General features: G+C 45.9%; 21 protein-coding genes. 12 read left to right on the top strand and 9 right to left on the bottom strand.

Annotated elements, in window-relative coordinates; genetic code table 11:
• The first annotated feature begins 75 nt into the window (after positions 1-75).
• On the top strand, positions 76-372 hold the full coding sequence (locus tag LMJ53_RS07450) for a DUF3301 domain-containing protein (protein ID WP_229585485.1): 297 nt from the start codon (positions 76-78) through the stop codon (positions 370-372).
• Here the strand turns inward: LMJ53_RS07450 and LMJ53_RS07445 are convergent.
• Positions 369-707: a DUF962 domain-containing protein gene (locus LMJ53_RS07445; protein WP_229585484.1), complete on the bottom strand. Its 339-nt coding sequence runs from the start codon at positions 705-707 to the stop codon at positions 369-371. The two genes, LMJ53_RS07450 and LMJ53_RS07445, sit on opposite strands and share 4 nt — an antisense overlap.
• Positions 708-713: 6 nt before the next feature.
• Positions 714-1,364, bottom strand: coding sequence for a GNAT family N-acetyltransferase (locus LMJ53_RS07440; RefSeq protein ID WP_229585483.1), 651 nt, complete (start codon positions 1,362-1,364; stop codon positions 714-716).
• 157 nt (positions 1,365-1,521) lie between these two features.
• Between LMJ53_RS07440 and LMJ53_RS07435 the strand changes: the two genes are divergently transcribed.
• Complete coding sequence (locus LMJ53_RS07435; RefSeq protein ID WP_229585482.1) at positions 1,522-1,764, top strand: DUF2789 domain-containing protein; 243 nt, start codon at positions 1,522-1,524, stop codon at positions 1,762-1,764.
• A 7-nt stretch (positions 1,765-1,771) separates the two neighbouring features.
• Here LMJ53_RS07435 and LMJ53_RS07430 read toward each other — a convergent pair whose 3' ends face one another.
• Complete coding sequence (locus LMJ53_RS07430; protein WP_229585481.1) at positions 1,772-2,149, bottom strand: DUF3192 domain-containing protein; 378 nt, start codon at positions 2,147-2,149, stop codon at positions 1,772-1,774.
• A gap of 183 nt (positions 2,150-2,332) precedes the next feature.
• Between LMJ53_RS07430 and LMJ53_RS07425 the strand changes: the two genes are divergently transcribed.
• Positions 2,333-2,635, top strand: coding sequence for a hypothetical protein (locus LMJ53_RS07425; RefSeq protein ID WP_229585480.1), 303 nt, complete (start codon positions 2,333-2,335; stop codon positions 2,633-2,635).
• Complete coding sequence (locus LMJ53_RS07420; RefSeq protein WP_229585479.1) at positions 2,622-3,404, top strand: DUF2310 family Zn-ribbon-containing protein; 783 nt, start codon at positions 2,622-2,624, stop codon at positions 3,402-3,404. Before LMJ53_RS07425 ends, LMJ53_RS07420 begins: the two co-directional genes overlap by 14 nt.
• Here LMJ53_RS07420 and syd read toward each other — a convergent pair.
• On the bottom strand, positions 3,383-3,940 hold the full coding sequence (gene syd / locus LMJ53_RS07415; protein ID WP_229585478.1) for a SecY-interacting protein: 558 nt from the start codon (positions 3,938-3,940) through the stop codon (positions 3,383-3,385). The two genes, LMJ53_RS07420 and syd, sit on opposite strands and share 22 nt — an antisense overlap.
• A gap of 60 nt (positions 3,941-4,000) precedes the next feature.
• On the opposite strand from syd, the gene queF reads away from it, so the two are divergent.
• The 8 genes from queF (at position 4,001) to LMJ53_RS07375 (ending at position 12,514) form a co-directional block, all read left to right on the top strand.
• Positions 4,001-4,843 (top strand): NADPH-dependent 7-cyano-7-deazaguanine reductase QueF, encoded by an 843-nt coding sequence (gene queF, locus LMJ53_RS07410; RefSeq protein WP_229585477.1) that lies wholly within the window; start codon positions 4,001-4,003, stop codon positions 4,841-4,843.
• Positions 4,844-5,247: 404 nt separating this feature from the next.
• On the top strand, positions 5,248-6,813 hold the full coding sequence (locus tag LMJ53_RS07405; RefSeq protein ID WP_229585476.1) for a GGDEF domain-containing protein: 1,566 nt from the start codon (positions 5,248-5,250) through the stop codon (positions 6,811-6,813).
• A 32-nt stretch (positions 6,814-6,845) separates the two neighbouring features.
• Entirely contained in the window at positions 6,846-8,204 is a 1,359-nt protein-coding gene (gene ppnN / locus LMJ53_RS07400) for a nucleotide 5'-monophosphate nucleosidase PpnN (protein ID WP_229585475.1), read from the top strand.
• A 2-nt stretch (positions 8,205-8,206) separates the two neighbouring features.
• Complete coding sequence (gene xni, locus LMJ53_RS07395; protein ID WP_229585474.1) at positions 8,207-9,016, top strand: flap endonuclease Xni; 810 nt, start codon at positions 8,207-8,209, stop codon at positions 9,014-9,016.
• Between the two features lie 6 nt (positions 9,017-9,022).
• On the top strand, positions 9,023-9,427 hold the full coding sequence (locus LMJ53_RS07390) for a DUF3192 domain-containing protein (RefSeq protein ID WP_229585473.1): 405 nt from the start codon (positions 9,023-9,025) through the stop codon (positions 9,425-9,427).
• On the top strand, positions 9,408-11,069 hold the full coding sequence (locus LMJ53_RS07385) for a hypothetical protein (RefSeq protein WP_229585472.1): 1,662 nt from the start codon (positions 9,408-9,410) through the stop codon (positions 11,067-11,069). Before LMJ53_RS07390 ends, LMJ53_RS07385 begins: the two co-directional genes overlap by 20 nt.
• A gap of 157 nt (positions 11,070-11,226) precedes the next feature.
• Complete coding sequence (locus LMJ53_RS07380; protein ID WP_229585471.1) at positions 11,227-12,234, top strand: isocitrate dehydrogenase; 1,008 nt, start codon at positions 11,227-11,229, stop codon at positions 12,232-12,234.
• A gap of 52 nt (positions 12,235-12,286) precedes the next feature.
• Positions 12,287-12,514, top strand: coding sequence for a VF530 family DNA-binding protein (locus LMJ53_RS07375; RefSeq protein WP_226749704.1), 228 nt, complete (start codon positions 12,287-12,289; stop codon positions 12,512-12,514).
• 205 nt (positions 12,515-12,719) lie between these two features.
• Here the strand turns inward: LMJ53_RS07375 and LMJ53_RS07370 are convergent, their stop codons facing one another.
• The 5 genes from LMJ53_RS07370 to LMJ53_RS07350 all read right to left on the bottom strand — a co-directional run bounded on the left by LMJ53_RS07370 (position 12,720) and on the right by LMJ53_RS07350 (position 18,048).
• Complete coding sequence (locus LMJ53_RS07370; RefSeq protein WP_226749703.1) at positions 12,720-13,286, bottom strand: nucleoside deaminase; 567 nt, start codon at positions 13,284-13,286, stop codon at positions 12,720-12,722.
• Positions 13,283-13,756 (bottom strand): xanthine phosphoribosyltransferase, encoded by a 474-nt coding sequence (gene gpt, locus LMJ53_RS07365; protein WP_226749702.1) that lies wholly within the window; start codon positions 13,754-13,756, stop codon positions 13,283-13,285. Before gpt ends, LMJ53_RS07370 begins: the two co-directional genes overlap by 4 nt.
• Positions 13,757-13,776: 20 nt before the next feature.
• A complete protein-coding gene (gene deoD / locus LMJ53_RS07360; RefSeq protein ID WP_226749701.1) occupies positions 13,777-14,478 on the bottom strand; it encodes a purine-nucleoside phosphorylase in 702 nt (233 codons plus the stop codon).
• 13 nt (positions 14,479-14,491) lie between these two features.
• Complete coding sequence (locus tag LMJ53_RS07355) at positions 14,492-15,703, bottom strand: phosphopentomutase (protein ID WP_229585470.1); 1,212 nt, start codon at positions 15,701-15,703, stop codon at positions 14,492-14,494.
• 185 nt (positions 15,704-15,888) lie between these two features.
• The gene (locus tag LMJ53_RS07350) at positions 15,889-18,048 is read right to left on the bottom strand and encodes a prolyl oligopeptidase family serine peptidase (protein ID WP_229585469.1); all 2,160 of its coding nucleotides are present in this window, start codon (positions 18,046-18,048) and stop codon (positions 15,889-15,891) included.
• Positions 18,049-18,336: the final 288 nt, after the last annotated feature.

Here is an 18,336-nt window from a genome sequence, read left to right as displayed (position 1 = left end):
GCACATTGCCGCTGCAACGCAGCATCTTGTAAAACCGCGAAGCAAACGCCATTATGTGGCTAACAAGGAGAAGCAATGACATCAATTTGGTTACTACTGCTGTTAGTCAGCGTAATTTATGGGTTTTGGATGCAACGTAAACAAGATGAGCGCGCTTTTGTGTTAGCGCGCCAATTATGTCAACAGCATCAATTACAATTTTTAGAGTGTGGCCGCAATCGCCATCATTTTCGCAAATTGCAGCAAGGTTGGCGCTTACTCACCAGCTATCAGGTTGACTTTAGCAGTGACGGTGAGAGCCGCTATCAAGCAGAATTGCTATTAAGCGGCATGCGTTTAGCAAACTTTACTTTACCGGCACATCGTATTTAAGACGGGGGCGATGCCCGGGCCAGGTGTTGTAATTTGCCGCTCAACTGGCCGGTTAAAAAGTCTTTATACATCACCCAATCGGCCGCCAAACTATAAAAAGGATAGTCAAACGTAGCCGGTTTATTATGCTCAAACAATAAATGGCCCAACCAAGCAAAGCCATAACCGATGACAGGTAAACTGAACAGCCATAGCCATTGTTGTGTTAACACTGCCCAAAACAGCACGACGAGCACTAAACTGCTGCCCAAATAATGTAAAGCCCGACATAGCGGATTGGCATGCTCACTTAAATAATAGGGATAAAAATCGGCAAAACAGGTAAAACGTGCCATACCGCTTTAACCTTGAGCCGACTGACGGGCGCGAAACATTAAAGTGCCACTGACTGAGCCAAAAGCAAGCTCACTGACTTTTTGATATTGTTCATCCGCAAAAAAAGCGTGGTACTTGGCTAACGTGACAAAAACACCCATCCCTGCAGAGGACGGATCTTCATCAACTAAGCCATCCACGGCCGCAATTAAATAGTGGCCCAACCCCGCATGCTGATATTTCGGCGCCACGGCAATAAAAGCCAGCATGTGATAGCGTTTTGCCGGCATGGCCGCATGAATTTTTTCTTCTTTATTTAACAGCTGTTTGGTAGAAACAAAGCCCGCAGTTAACAGCATTTTTAAACGCCAATGCCATAAACGACTGCTGCCAATGCCAGAATCTGGCCCAACTACACAGGCTACACCCAGTAATTGCTCTTGATTAAACAAGCCGATGATTGGCTGCCCGGCTTGCCAAAAAGTACTGAGCTCTTCGCGAATAGCAGAGCGCAAACGGGCTTCATAATCCGTGTCAGCGGCACGAAAAATTTCCATAAAAAGTGGGTCATCATGATAAGACTGATATAACACGGAAGCAGCCAGTTTTAAATCTTCGCCTCCCAACAAACTGGCCGTTAATTGAGAGGGTTCAAAATTAGTTACCTGAGCTAACATGCGGCACCTGCTATTGTTGTTGTTTTTTTATTCACAATAGCAGTGTCATGCTAGGTTGCCAAGTATGATTTTTACAGGCTATGTATCGTTAATCACACTGAGTCACCGTGCAAAAACGGGAATAAATACTATACTTAACGCCAAACAGGAGTAAAGAATGGATACCACAGCAACCACGTTAGAAAATTTATTCGCGCAACTCGGTTTAGCCAACAGTGCTAAAGCGATTGAAGACTTTATTCAAACGCACCAATTAACCGAAGACACCGACATTGCCAAAGCCCCTTACTGGAATGAGGCGCAGGCGAGCTTTATTAATGAGGCACTGCGTAATGATGCAGAATGGTGCGAAGTGATTGATGAATTAAATGCGCAACTACATCAAGTTGCTGCGCAATAACCGTTGCTTATAGATAATTGTAGGCTTTCTCACCCCAACCACTGAGTTGATCGCCATGAAATACAATAGGCGTACATTCATCTTTCGTGGTTTTATTATCTCGGCGATTAAGTTGTGTGCGATAAAACAGCACTTGAACTTGCTCGCCGTTTTTCTGAAAGGCTTCGGTGAAATCAGGTGCACCGAGTAAAGTTTTTACTTCTGCTACGGAAAAGCCTAACTGTAACTGGTTAATTTTTTTCAAATTTTCTTGTTGTGCTTTATCTGAAGCCAATTGATTTTTTGGCTCTTCCGTATTGCCAATAGCCACCACACAACCACTTAACCCCAACACCAGAAACGCCACTACACCGGCTTTAATCATTTTAGTGCCCATACCCGACATAAATCTTCTCCTTTTAAGTAATGCCAGTTATCAATAAAGTATGATACTTAACACGCCAAACAAAGCAAAATTGACACCAAATTTAAAATGTGAGTATTTTCATAAACTTAAAAACATAGGGCTTTTGCTAAGGCCAAGGGAGTGGTAAATTAAACTACTTTTTGGTGAACTAGACGATCCGCTATGACCACGGCCATCCGTTTATTACAACACGCTGCAGCCCAATTGCGTCAAGAAGGCAAAAAGCCCAGCTTGGCGCTGTTTAAAGCGAAACTGGCTGGACAACTTAATGCACCAGAACTGTTTACAGCATACCAGCAATGGCGCCAGCAGCCGATCGCCGAAGAAGATCCTGCATGGGTCGCCGATCTGGCGTTAAGTCGGCCCATTAATGCCGAGCAAGATATGAGCAGCCAGCTTAACCGCATTGAACAAAAACTCGATTTATTAATCAGCCTGTTAGAAAACAATAATGTATCTCGCTGAGTTGCGGTTTCGGGTCATCGCTGATACCGATTTAACGCAGGCAGAACAAGCGATCCGTGCTTATATTGAAGCCTTAATATTTAATGGCCAAGTATTAGGCCGAGAATTTCCTACCGCATGGCAACAAGATGCGTTTAGCAGCCGGGTTGTACTGGCCAGCCAAGATGCCCTTGCCAGCAAATGGCACAGTAAGAGAGTGCGGTATGCTGAGCAACAATTAACCGTGGCGGGTCTCGGCTATGCCCAACTCACCTTACTGGGCGCTGATTTGATGTCACAGCAAACCTGTGAAGCCCTTCCCAAGAGCCTGATATTATTTACTAGCTTCGCCGATACCTGCTCACCCTTACGTTGTGCTGAAACCTTGCGACCCGTGCCACTCTTTTGGTTAACCGCAGCAGAAGACGATTTTGAAGCATTGATCCGCTGGCAGATCCAATATCAGGCCTTAGATGAAATACAGTTACAAGAAGATCGGGTGCTACCGAAGATCGCCGAAAACAGTCTGCAGCAATTACATAGCAAATTAAATCGACGCGGCCGCCAATTGGCACAGCAGATCAGTCGACTTAATCAGCTGCCGATCTGGTATGCCCTTTACAGTGGCAGCAGTTCGGATTGTCAGCAAGACGCTAACAAATGTTGTCCCGGCTGTGGAGCTGATTGGCGTCTGGCGACGCCACGACTCGAGATGTTTGATTTTCAATGCGATAACTGCCAATTGCTCAGTAATATCGCGTGGGAGTGTCAGTCAAAACAAGCGTCGTAAGCTTGAGGGGTTAAACTGGCGAGAAACGACGGCAGGTCATCGGCAATTTTTTCCGAGACTTCTTTCCCAACATGCTCTAAGAATACCTCGCCGGTACTATTTAACACCGACAACATAATATTGGCGTCATCGGTTACGGCAAAAAATACCGTGGCTCGCTGTTTTAAGCGTTGCTTCATTAAAATGTGACCAATGATGTTTTCTTGCAAACGGCTAATATCATCTTGATTCCAAGGCAATAGTAAAGCTAACTTGCCACGTGGATGCGCTGCGGCCATATTCGCTGCATAAAAACAGCTGTAAAAAGCTTTAATAGAGGGATGCAGCGTTAACTCTAATGCTTGCTCAATATTGCTAAAATCCGCAGCGGGTTGCTGGGCAACAGGTAGCCAACTGACCTGATCCTCGGCTAACCATTGCTGTTGGCAAGGAGAAGGGCTAGCCGGATCGGCCCATGCCGTTAATGGCTGCGCCGTGGCCTGATGCCAAGTGACACTGTGTTCGATAAATTTTGCCAACGCTTGTTCAGTAGACACCTCTACTCCTCGGGACAGTTATGATAATATGCGCGGTATTGTAGCTAAAAAGACAGAGAAATGACAAAAAGCCATACCGACATTCTGGCCGACTTAAGTCTAGGCAAGATCACCGATTATGTTGATCACTACACTCCTTCGCTGTTACAAGCGGTTCCTCGTAGCTTAGGCCGCCAAACACTTGGCATAAGCGATGCTGATCTGCCCTTTGTTGGTCAAGATATCTGGCACGGTTACGAACTATCTTGGTTAAACGCCAAAGGCAAACCCATGGTGGCGCTGGCGACCTTTGTGGTACCGGTAGACTCTGCCAACTTAATTGAATCTAAATCCTTTAAATTATATTTAAACAGCTTTAATCAAAGCCGCTTTGCTGATTTAGGTCAGGTTTATCAAGCATTACAGCAAGACTTATCGGCCTGTGCTGGCAAGCCAGTGCAAGTTAGCCTGCATAATGTAAGTGAAATCATGGCGTTTCAAGCAACCTGGATCCCGGGTATCTGTTTAGATGAATTAGATATTAGTGTTGACCAGTATCAGTACGATGCCAGCTTACTGGCATTGGATCCGAACCGAGATCGCGTTGATGAAAAACTGCATTCGCATTTGTTAAAATCAAATTGCTTAATTACCTCGCAACCCGATTGGGCCAGTATTTATATTCATTATCGCGGCCCAGCACTGTCGCATGAAGCCTTATTAAAATATTTAATCAGCTTCCGCAGCCATAACGAATTTCATGAACAATGTGTAGAACGCATTTACACGGATTTATGGCGCTTTGCCAAGCCGGAATTTTTAGCGGTATATGCGCGCTATACACGTCGTGGTGGCTTAGACATTAATCCATTACGCAGCAGTGAGCCTTATCAGGCCCCCAATATTCGCTTAAGCCGCCAATAATGTAACTCAAGTGGTAACTCAACACCCAAAAAGACAGCAATATACTGTCTTTTTTCTTTTAATCGGCCATAAAGCAGTAAAGAAGCCGCAAAATCTGAAATTCAACATGTAATATTACAGTCGCACTTTCATTTTTAGGGTAATTCTGCTTTAATAGCTGCACCTGTTGATGCTGACAACAGGCAATAGCAAAATGGAACCTGATAATGTTACATCTTACCCCTACAGAAGAAACCAGTTGGCTGCCTTACTACCTAACAAAGTAAGCCAAGCCAAAATAATAAAAAATATCGAAAAGCGAGCTTAAGCTCGCTTTTTCCTTTAAGTTTTTTAGCTTTACGCTACCTTCTTAGCCCAGTCTGAGGATATACTTGAGTAATCAAGACTCTTGGATCCCTTAGTAGGTGGCAGCATTGCAACAAGACCTGAAACAACAACTTAGCCAAGCCGTTTCTGCTCGAAAAACCTTAGAGCAAACTTACCAAAAGCAGTTTTCACTGCTTTCGCAGCTCGTATTACGCTTATCCTTACTGACAAAAGGCATTGATTTAGAACTGGATAATCGACTAGCTAAGTTACGCAGCGCGCTAAGTAAAAGTACAGATCTTGAAAATGTCTTACCCTTAATTAATGATATAAGCAGCAGCTTACAGACGCTAGAAAAGCAACAACAGCTTGAGATTGTTAAGATCCAACAAGAACTGACCCAAGCAGGCAAAATGCTGCAACAACAGCGAGGGTTACCTGATCAGTTACGCCGCGATTTACGCCAGCTATTAAGTAAAGTAGAGCAGCCCACCGCAACCTTACAAGCCTTTTTGCCGCAACTGACGCACCTAACGCAACTTTACCAAAGCGCATTAAAGGCGCATCAGGATGATAAAAACAGCAACGTTTTAAGTGATGGCCATGCTGAGCAAGAGCGCTATGCACATATTTGTCGGCAACTGACCTTAGAATTGAGTAATTTACTGAGCGAGCTCACCTTTACCGAAAAACACGCCCCAGCCGCTGAGCAAATCAAGGCCAGCTTACTCGGTTCGCTGAATGTTGAAGGCCTATTTGATGCCTGTTTAACCACCATCAGTATTATCGCCAAAGGCTTGCAAGAAGAGCGGCAATCCTCTGAGAACTTCTTATTAAAGTTAAATGATGCGCTTGCCAGTGTGCAACAAGCTGTTGAAGCCACCTTACTAGACTCAGGGCATTTTCAACAAAAACTCGCCACACTCAATCAACAAATCGAAAATCAAATTGATGATTTAGGCAAGCAAACTAAAAAAGCACAATCTTTAGAGCAACTTAAAAGCTTGGTTATTGTGCGAATGAATGATTTAACCGAGTCATTAAATGAAAAAGAACGGCTAGAACAACAAGAACGACAAAAGCTGCTGGGCAGCTTGGTTGCGATGGAAGATCGCGTCAAAGAATTAGAGCGTGATGCTAAAAGCTTTAAAGAACGTCTCGCCGAGCAAAGTGTTCGCAGTGCTCGTGATACTTTAACGGGGATCCCAAATCGTGCTGCATACGAAACCCGCCTGGATCTAGAATTTAAACGCTGGCTACGCCAAGGCACACCGCTGTGTATTATTTTAGGTGATGTAGACCTTTTCAAGAAAATTAACGACAGTTACGGCCACAGTGCCGGTGATAAAACCCTGCGGGTTATTGCCAAAACACTACAACAATCGATTCGACAAACAGATTTTTTAGCCCGTTACGGTGGTGAAGAATTTGTGATCATCATGCCCGATACTAAACTGAGCCAAATCAGCGAACCTCTTAATTTAATTAGAGAAAAAATCAAAAAAATACCTTTTAAATTTAAAAATGAACATGTGCGTATTACCATTTCTTTCGGAGCCACTGAGTTTTTAGCCGGTGAACAACCGCGCCAAGCTTTCGACCGCGCCGATGAAGCCTTATACCTCGCCAAAAAAGGCGGACGGGACCAAATAGCATTAAAGTAACAACGCTGTTGCCCGCAATCAGGAGATTGCCGATGCAAGTACATCTTAACCCATTGGGTGCTATGGATTTATTATCCCAATTAGAAGTTGAACGCTTACAACAAAATACCGAAAACGACACTTACCAACTGTTTCGCAACTGCGCCCTGGCGGTGCTGAATGTCGGTAGCCATACCGACAGTTCAGCGGAAATCTACGAACAATATCAAGATTTTTCGATTAAATTACTCAGCCGCGAGCGCGGCATCAAAATTGAATTAAACAATCCACCGCAAAGCGCCTTTGTCGATGGCAAAATTATCAAAGGGATCCATGAACACTTGTTTGCGGTGTTACGCGATATTTTGTTTTATCACACCCGCCATAGCGGCGAAACTAACCCGTTAGATTTAAATAATGGTGTGCATCTGACACACAGTGTGTTTGATATTTTGCGCAATGCTCGTGTCATCGATGCCACCAGTGAACCTGATATGATTGTTTGCTGGGGGGGCCACTCCATTCGTGAAGCAGAATATCACTACACGAAAGAGGTGGGTTATCAACTCGGTTTACGCGGTTTAAACATTTGTACCGGCTGTGGCCCGGGCGCGATGAAAGGCCCAATGAAAGGGGCAACCATTGGCCATAGCAAACAACGTATTCGCAGTGGTCGCTATTTAGGTTTAACCGAGCCAAGTATTATTGCTGCCGAGCCACCCAATCCGATTGTAAATGAATTAGTGATCTTGCCGGATATCGAAAAACGCTTAGAAGCTTTTGTGCGCGTGGCTCACGGTATTATTATTTTCCCAGGGGGTGCCGGTACAGCGGAAGAGTTACTGTATCTGGTGGGGATCATGCTAGATAAACGTAACGCCGAGCAACGCTTACCGATCATTTTAACCGGCCCGGCCAGCAGTGCAGCTTACTTTAATGAAATTGCCGATTTTATTCAGCAAACGCTTGGCGCTGAAGCATTAGACTTGCTGGAAATCATTATTGATGATCCGGCGGCTGTGGCAAAACGCTTAAAACAAGGTTGTCAGGATGTACGTGCCTATCGTAAATCCGTAGGTGACGCTTATCACTTTAATTGGACCTTGGATATCGCGCCTGATTTTCAACAACCTTTTATCCCAAATCATCAGAATATGGCCGCACTCGACTTGCACCTTGATCAGGACAAAGCGAAACTGGCGGCTAATTTACGCCGTGCATTTTCGGGTATCGTGGCCGGTAATGTTAAAGACGAGGGCATCAAAGCCATTCGTCAGCATGGCCCCTTTATTCTCAGTGGCGAGCCCGTATTAATGCGTTTGATGGATAAATTATTAGCGGCTTTTGTTGAGCAAGGTCGCATGAAATTGCCTGGCAGCAAATACGAACCCTGTTATCGGATCTCTCAATAATTATGGCTAGAGTAATACTATTAGATGCGCTGAATCTGATCCGTCGCTTGTATGCGGTACAAGAACGCCCCTATCTGCCGTTAGCGGAAGACGTTGCAGAGGGTACGCGTCAGCAAATTATTAGTAATACTCAACAAATGCTACTGCAAACGTTAAGTCGCCTGCGCCAAGAGCTGCAGGCCACCCATGCGTTAATGGTATTTGACGGTGACAATAGCAGTCAGTGGCGACAAAAATTATGCCCGCTGTATAAAGCCAATCGTAAGCCCATGCCCAGTATTTTAGCCGCAGCCCTGCCCGACTTATTAACCGCTACCGAGCTAAGCGGCGTGAAGTGCTTTCATCAGGCCGAATATGAAGCAGATGATGTGATTGCCACTATTGCCACCAAGATACGCCAGCACCAACAAGACGTGGTTATTGTCTCAACCGATAAAGGCTATTTACCGCTTCTGGGCCAAGGTGTTGAGATTTATGATCCTTTCGCCCGACACTATGTCAGCCGCGAACAGGTAAAAGAAAAGTTTGGTGTGCAGCCAGAGCAACTCGTCAGTTGGTGGAGCTTAGTGGGTGATAGTACCAATAATATTCCGGGGGTAAACGGTGTCGGCCCCAAAGGGGCTGAAGAATTTATGGCGCTAGGACGCAGCTTAAATGATGCTTTGCAACACCCTGATTGCCCGAAAAAATTAAAACTAAAAATTACTGAGCAAAAACAAGATATTATTCTTTATACTCAAATTTTGACATTGCAAACTCAATTAGCGCTGGGTTTAAACTTACAAGATATACGCTTAACGGAGTCATCGTAGTCACTTATGAAATTTAAAACCCTGCTATGGTTTGCTGCTGGTGTTGTACTCTATTTTGTGAGTACCTTCGCTATTTTGCGTTTTTATCCCGACGACCCGACTCAAATGAACTGGCAAGACCGCGAATCTTTTAATGCTAAAGTCATCCAACGCCTTGATCTGAAGCAACCCCTCGCGCAGGATGCGCTGATCAATCGTTTAGGCAGCCCCGATATTACCGAAGCCTTTGTGCACAATAATCAAGTTTATCAACTATTGTACTATCGTACTCATCGTAAAGCCGCAGACGGTATTACCACTGCAGACGAATGTACCGCCTTATTATTTATTAATCGCCAACTGACCGCCATAGGTGACGACGCCACGAAACACTATCTGGAGCAGCAACCGCATGCCGGATCAATCGATTAATTGGCTACGTAGCTACCAACAACTGCCCTTGTTAAGCCAAGCGCTAGCGCAAGCCACTACGCCTGAAACCCTACAAAGCGCTATTCAACAAGCGCGAGAACTGCATATACAACTGCAACAAAGTAGTGAAATTAATTTAGCCGCAGCCATGGCGCAATTATCCTATATTCCCTCGGAAGAACCGGCTGCGGCAAATCGCACCATGAAAAGCTGGGTGTTGTTGATGCTATGGACTCGGCTGAAACATTGGCCAAAAGCACGACGCGATCTCTTAGGGGTAGCCGTGTTATTGGCCGGTTGTACAACAGCACACAATAAGATCCCAGCGGCATTACTATTAGCCAAAAAACTGAAAGAACATAAATGCGGCGGCATCATTACCACGGTACTCGCTGGCACTTTTCATCGCTTACAAAAACGCCTGCCTTGGCAAGTGCATCACGATAGCCCGCTATTAACCTTAGCCATTGAGCTTGGTTATCAATTACAACCGGATAAGGGCAGCGCACCGGCCTTAGAAGTGCTGTTAGCGCGCTGGATTAACGGTTCTAATGATGAGTTAGTATTAACCGAAATTAGCCAGTTAATGCACTACGCACCTGCTTTGTATTTGTGTGGCCGCGTTGCCCGCGATGAGCAAGACAACTTTTGGCTACTTTGTCATGCGGATAATCACAGCGAGGCCTATCAGGCGTTGCAATACTGGCCAGAACAACAACGTTTAGCCGAGCATCTGACTAAACGTAATGTGGATGAATTAAAAATTTTGCCACCGGCTAAGCTGATCCAGCAACACTGGTTAGCCAAAGTCAGTATGCCGAAGCGACCCGAAGTGACAATACTCACCCCAAATGGCTTGATGCAGCAGTCTATTTTAAGCAGTTTAAGTCACAGCGATTTAAACGCTCAGGTTAGCTTACTGGAAAAGCATCCGGCTATTGCTCAGTTATTACTCAAGAATGCCAGTGCCAGTAATCGGCAGAAAGTTGCAGTAAACAATTTACGTCATGCGCTTGCCAGTTTCGGTCAAGCACAGTTGCCGCTTGCGGTAGCGCGTGCCGAAATGCAGTTTTACCTACAATGCCAGCGCAGTAATCAGCATGCTTGGTTATGGCAATTACAACAGGCGCTGTATCATAGTTTATTAGTATTAGGCCAACACTTAGCGGCCCCCTTATCTCAGCAACAAGCAGGCTTAATCGCCAGTTGTGCCAGTGCGCCACTGTGGCATCACCCTAGCCTGCAAGCCGTACCGGTCAGTCGTCTCGTCCAACAGCTACATTTACTGGGCCAACTCGTACAAAAATACCTGCTGGAACCGGTTAAAAGTCAGCGTTTGACGGCGGCACTATTGCATCATTATCAGTTAGAAAATTGGGCTGATGGCGCCATGTGTCAATATACACAACATATTGAAGGGATGCCTTGGACCTTAGCCGAGCAACAAGGCTTGCTGTTAAGGTTGGCCTGGCAGCTGACATTCAGCGTATTTTGTTATCCGATGGCACAGCAAAGTACCCAACACCTGCTACAACAAGCCACGGCTACGCTCTCATTACCGCTTAAATCATTAAAAGAATGGCAACAACAACTGCTGCAGCACGACGGGCTGTTTTATCCGCTAAATAGTGAATTTGCCTAACACAAGCTACATTCACCAAACTTATAGCACCTATCAAAGCCGTGACTAGCTATCCTGCGCGGTAAACTGGCTTAAAACCCGCTGCAGCGCTATAATAAGCACGCTTTCAGGCAGACGCCTGACTATAAATATCAAAAATATACAGCTAAGGATTTCCATGAGCAAGCAAACGATTACCGTGATTAAAGGCGATGGCATTGGCCCAAGTATTGTTGAAGCCGCGATTCAAGTACTGGAAAAAGCCGGTTGTGATTTTGACTACGAATACGTGGATGCCGGTTTGACCGCGCTGGAAAAAACCGGTGAGTTGCTACCACAAGCCACCTTAGACGCTATTCTTAAAAACAAGATCACACTCAAAGGCCCTTTAACCACGCCAGTAGGTGAAGGTTTTACTTCAATTAACGTCACGTTACGTAAAAAGTTTAACCTGTACGCTAACGTTCGCCCAGTGATCTCGTTTAAAGGCACCAAAGCCCGTTACGAAAATATCGATATTATTACCATTCGTGAAAATACCGAAGGTATGTATTCAGGCCATGGCCAAACCGTGTCAGAAGATGGCGAAACTGCGCAAGCGTCGAGCATTGTTACTAAAGAAGGCGCGCGCCGTATTGCCGAGTTTGCTTTTGAAACCGCACGCCGCGAAAACCGTAAAAAAGTCACCATCGTGCACAAAGCCAATATCTTAAAATCGACTTCAGGTTTATTCCTGAAAACGGCGCGCGAGGTTGCTCAGTCGTATCCGGATATCGAAGTTCAAGAAATGATCGTTGATAACACTTGTATGCAACTGGTCATGAACCCACAGCAGTTTGACGTAATTGTGACCACTAACTTATTTGGTGATATTTTATCGGATCTGTGTGCAGGCCTTGTGGGTGGTTTAGGCATGGCGCCAGGTGCGAATATCGGTAAAGATTGTGCCATCTTTGAAGCGGTGCACGGTAGCGCGCCAGATATTGCGGGTAAAAACCTAGCAAACCCAAGTTCAGTGATCTTAGCGTCCATTCAGATGCTAGAATACTTAGGTATGAAAGATAAAGCCGATAAGATTTTAGCGGCATTAACTGACGTGATCGCCAGCGGTGATCGCACCACGCGTGATTTAGGGGGTAGCTTCGGCACAACCGACTTCACTGCAGCCCTGATTGAACGTTTATAACATCTGATAGCCAGCGCCAGCAGCCATTGCCGCTGGCGTAATGGGAAGCCACATGACACAAACAAATAACCCCTTGCATGGCGTTACGCTAGAACAAATTGTTACTGCGTTAGTGGTACATTATGGTTGGCCCAAGCTGGCAGAGCAGATTGACATTAACTGCTTTAAAAAAGATCCGTCGGTAAAAAGTAGCCTAAAGTTTTTACGGCGTACCCCATGGGCACGCGAAAAAGTCGAAGCGCTCTTTATCAGCAATAAACTGTATAGCAAGGTTAATTGAATGGAAAAAGCTAGCTAACGCTTAATTAAAGTCAGTTAAGCATGACCTGTTTGCTCTAAATCAACCGTTGGAGGCCATGGATGGCCGGAATCGAGCCTCAGGGATGATTCATGGCGTGTTGATGTGAGCAAACCGCGTCATGCTAAACACTAACTGATCGGTATTATGCTAACGCTGGCTTTTTTATTAATGCTATTGTGATAGCCTAACCATTATAAATGGTGCCACCCTCTTGCAAATAATGCTGTAGCACTGCAGCTGCAGCATCACGCTCCACTAACCGCACCACTTCAATACCCACATCAGTTAGATACTGATAACTTTGCTCGTATACAGGGCCTTCATCAAAACCAATTGCTCGCGCATCATCGGCGGTTGCCGCACAGACCAAACGCTTCACCCCACTCCACAAGGTGCCGCCTAAGCACATAGCGCAAGGTTCACAGGAAGTAAACAACTCGCGCTTAACACCATCTGCAGACAAGCTAAAGCTTTGCAGAGATTGCTCAGCCAGCATAATCGCCATCATCTCACCATGAGCAGTGGAGTTACTTAACGGCATGACCCGATTAACCCCTACACTGAGTAACTTTCCGCTTTCGATATCAAAAATCGCACTACCAAAAGGGCCACCCGTGCCACGCAATACGTTTTGCCGGGATAACTCTATGGCTAGCGCCATTTTTTGCTGATCGTTTTGATACGTCTGCTGCCAATCAACCACCTCGTTGATCCAGTCAGGCAGCGTTAAAGTCAGTTGGGTTAGGCTCATACTTCCTCGGCCAGTGGCTTACTGTAGGCTAACTCCATATCCCAAGGTAACTGGATCCAAGTATCTTGCTCGATATCCGTGACGTAGTTATCCACTAACGGCTTACCCTGTGGTTTGGCATATACCGTGACAAAACGCGCCAGCGGAAAACGCTCGCGCAGTGCCTTTGCCGTTTCACCGGTATCGACCAAATCGTCGACCACCAACAGTTTGGCCGAATCGGCTAACTGCGCATCTTTTAAGATCGTTAAGCTACCTTGCTTATCATGATCGTAACTGGCCACACAGATACTATCGACGGTACGAATATTCAGCTCACGCGCCAAGATGGCTGCCGGTACTAAACCGCCACGGCTTACCGCGACGATGGCATCAAAGTCTTCGGCTAACAGCTGACGTGCCAGCTCTTTCGTGGCGCGATGAAACGCTTCCCAAGACACATAAAACATTTTATTGGTGGTTAATGACATAATCAGCAATCCCTCGTTGTTTACAGACAGCCTAAGGCGACTTCAACCATTTCATTAAAACTGGTTTGACGTAGCTCGGCACTTAAGGCTTCACCGGTTCGGATATGATCACTCACGGTAAAAATGGCTAACGCATTAATGCCATACTCTGCTGCCACACCGTACAAACCGGCGGCTTCCATTTCCACGGCCAACACACCGTATTTTTCGAGGGTATCGAATAACGTTTCACTGGGGTTATAGAATAAATCTGAAGTGAACACGTTACCCACTTTGACATCAATTGACTTAGCACGTGCTGCGGCAACGGCCTTTTCTAACAAACCAAAACTGGCCATTGCGGCAAAATCTAAACCGCCAACACGATTGCGGTTAACCATAGAATCGGTGCTCGCGCCCATACCAATCACCACATCACGCACTTTAACCGATAACGGTAAAGCACCACATGACCCGATACGGATGATGTTTTTTACATCGTAAAATTTGACTAATTCAGTGGCATAAATAGACATAGACGGTACGCCCATACCTGAACCTAATACACTGACTTTTTTACCTTTATAAGTGCCGGTATAACCAAACATATTGCGTACCGTGTTAACGCAAACGGCATCCTCTAAAAACGTTTCAGCAATATGTTTTGCCCGCAGTGGATCGCCAGGCATTAACACGGTTTCAGCAAAAGCGCCCGCAGGGGCATTAATATGTGGAGTCGCCATAATTTCTCTTTAATTAATTCAAATCAGCTAAGAAAGATGCACCGTATGCCATGGCATCCAGCGCGAAATAGTCGGCCAAGGTTTGGCCCATATCAGCAAAACTCATGCGTTCGCCAAGATCAACACCGCTTAACCCTTGTTTGTACACCAGCACTGGCACATATTCGCGTGTGTGCTCGGTACCCGGCCAAGTGGGATCGCAACCATGGTCAGCGGTGAATAATAACAACGTATCTTCATCACAGGCGTTAATCAGCTCTGGCAAGCGGCTATCGAAATACTCTAATGCCTCGCCATAACCAATAGGATCGCGGCGATGGCCAAAGTTTTGGTCAAAATCGACCAAGTTGGTAAAAATTAAACTGTTATCCGGCTGTTTGGCCATTTGCGCTAAAGTGGTATCGACCAAATGCGCTAAACCATTGGCTTTTAATGATTGCGAAATACCCTGATGCGCGAAAATATCGGCAATTTTACCAATACTGATCACCTGACCACCTTGCTGCACCAACTTATCGAGTACAGTCGGCGCGGGTGGTAATACTGAATAATCACGACGATTACCCGTTCTGGCATAGTTCTCTGGCGCAGTACCGGTAAAAGGCCGAGCAATGACGCGGCCAATATTATATTTGTCGAGCAGTTCGCGGGCCACTTCACAAAAGCGTAGTAAACGCTCTAAACCAAAATGCTCTTCATGTGCAGCCACTTGAAACACGCTATCAGCTGAGGTGTAACAAATCGGTTTACCCGTTTTAATGTGCTCATCGCCCAGTTTTACCAAAATATCGGTGCCCGAGGCATGACAATTACCTAAGATACCGCTGATGCCTGTGCGCTGGCATAATTCTGAGATCAATTCTGGCGGGAAGCTGTCTGTTTTAGCGCTAAAATAGCCCCAATCAAATAACACCGGAACACCGGCCATTTCCCAATGACCACTGGGCGTATCTTTACCACTACTCAGCTCACGGGCATAGCCATAAGCGCCATGCAGCGAACTGGCATCGGCGACTGTCGGTGCTTTACCCTGACTGGCGGCGGTACAGGCTTTTACCAAGCCTAAACGCGCAAGGTGAGGTAATTGCAAGGCTCGTTGTTTCTGCTCGGTAAAGGTTCGGGCAATGCTGGCAAAGGTATTGGCGCCTTCGTCACCAAACTTTGCGGCATCCGGCGCACTGCCGATCCCAAAACTATCGAGGACTAAAATTACTGCTTTTGCCATCACTTACTCCTGTGCAGAACAGCCATTGTTGGCGATGTTATTTTGCCAGATAGCGCTAAGCTAACAAAATAAAAAGGGCACGCAGCTTAATACGCCACGGCCGTTTTAGCAACACCTTGGCAACTTATCGCTACTGAAAACGAAAATGGCGTCCGAAGACGCCATAACCTTTCGCCATGAAGCGCTTATTTCGGTAACTGACTATAACCCATATTAAACAGCGTAAAGCTGTAAATATCTGCGGCTTGATCAATCACCATCGCCACTGGCATACCCGCACCATGGCCTGCATTAACATCAATGCGAATAAGCTGAGGAGTGGCTTTGCTGGCTTTGGCTTGCAGCTCTGCAGCAAATTTAAACGAATGCGCAGGAACCACGCGATCATCGTGATCGGCTGTCGTAATCATGGTGGCAGGATAAGTGGTGCCCGCTTTCACGTTGTGTACCGGCGAGTAACCTTGCAGATAGTTAAACATATCGGCTGATTGCTCTGATGTACCGTAATCATAGGCCCAACCCGCACCGGCGGTAAAGGTATGATAACGTAACATATCAAGTACACCCACTTGCGGGATCGCCACTTTGAACAACTCTGGCCGCTGGGTCATGACTGCACCCACCAATAAACCACCATTTGAACCACCGCGAACGGCGGTTTTCTCTTTGGAAGTGTATTTTTCTGTTTGCAGATATTCAGCCGCAGCAATAAAGTCATCAAACACATTTTGCTTTTGTAATTGTGTTCCGGCGTTATGCCAGGCTTTACCGTACTCACCTCCACCACGAATATTGGCCACCGCATAAATACCGCCCATTTCCATCCATACCGCATTCGCTACGCTAAAAGATGGCGTTAAGCTGATATTAAAACCGCCATAACCGTACAAAATGGTGGGGTTGCTGCCATCGCGTTTTAAATCTTTACGATAGCTGATGATCATCGGCACCTTAGTGCCGTCTTTAGAGGTATAAAACACCTGCTCAGACACGTAGTTGCTTGGGTCAAAATTCACTTTCGGCTGGTTATACAGCGAGGTTTCACCCGCTTTTGGCTCAAACGCGTAAATAGAACCCGGCGTGATGTAGTTAGCAAAGCTAAAATACAGCTTATCCGCCTCTTTTTTACCGCCAAAGCCGCCCACGCTGCCTAAACCCGGTAATTCGATATCGCGCACCAGTTGGCCGTTCATATCATATTGTTTTACCTTGGCAATCGCATCGACAATGTAATTAGCGAATAAAAAGCCTGCGCCGCTACTAATACGCAGCACATGTTCAGTTTCCGGGATCAGCACTTGCCAATTTTCTGGCTGCGGTGCTTTTGCCGACACTTTCACCACTTTACGATTAGGCGCATCACGGTTAGTTGCTAAGATGAGCATGTCACCGTCACTGTCCACCAGATCCACATCTGAATCGGTATCGGTAACAATCGCAACAAACTCACTATTGGCTTGGGTGAGATCTTTCACGAAAAGCTTATTACCCGACGTCGACACCGCAGCGGACACCAGCAAATAACGATTATCTTCGGTGACCTCAGCGCCTACATAACGATGTTTCTGACCATCTAGGGCACCGAATACGACCGGATCCGCTGATTGAGGCGTGCCAAGCTTGTGGTAGTACAACTTATGCTGATCAGTCATGGCAGAGAGTTCACTGCCATCGGGTTTGTCATAGCTAGAATAGAAGAAACCGTCGTTCCCCTGCCAAGCAATACCGCTAAACTTAATATCAATCAGCGTATCGCCAATTTGTTGCTTGGTCTCAGTGTCGATAACGATCACTTTACGCCAATCGCTGCCACCTTCTGAAATGGCATAAGCGGCCAGTTTTCCGTCTGCGGAGAATTGAATATCGGCCATGGACGTTGTGCCGTCAGCGCTAAAAGTATTGGGATCTAAAAACACTTCGGCAGCGCCATCGCCTTTTTGGCGATACAACACAAACTGATTTTGTAAACCGTCATTCTTGTAAAAATAGGTATAATCACCTTCTTTAAACGGTGCGCTAATCCGCTCATAGTTCCACGATTGTTGTAATTTATCGCGGATCTGATCCCGAAATGGGATCTGTTTTAAATATGCGAAAGTACTCTCGTTTTGCGCTTTTACCCAGCTTTCGGTCTCACTGCTACGATCGTCTTCTAACCAACGATACGGATCGGCGACTTGTGTACCAAAATAGTTATCAACCACATCACCTTGGCGGCTCTGGGGGTAGTTAATTGCGCTTTGTTGCTGAGTGACAGTCACATTTTGCTCCGGGACGACATCTTGCTTAGCACCGCCGCAAGCGGTTAAGACCGCGGCTGCCAGCAAAGTTAATGCATATTTCATTTAACGTGGGCTCCATTACTCTTATTATTTAGCGCTGAAGATAGCCTCAGCATGTTTGTTTTATTCATGCAAACGGGGTAACTCTTAATATTTTTAAGCCATTGAGCTTAACAAAGTTGTCGTGATTTGCCTATTTTGCTCGCGACAGCCAACCTTTGTTTTAGGCAACTGGTCGAATTTGCGTTCAACGATAATATCCCCCCAACGGTGACCCCTATCATGTTGTGCGTTTTTTTGCTTCATGCTGGTGCCAGCCTGCACTAATTTGATGCAAATTAGCAAACTAAA

The sequence above is a fragment of the Rheinheimera sp. UJ51 genome, assembly GCF_020819615.1.
In the GTDB taxonomy this organism is placed as follows: domain Bacteria; phylum Pseudomonadota; class Gammaproteobacteria; order Enterobacterales; family Alteromonadaceae; genus Alishewanella; species Alishewanella maricola.
This window is presented reverse-complemented; position numbering and strand designations above follow the sequence as displayed.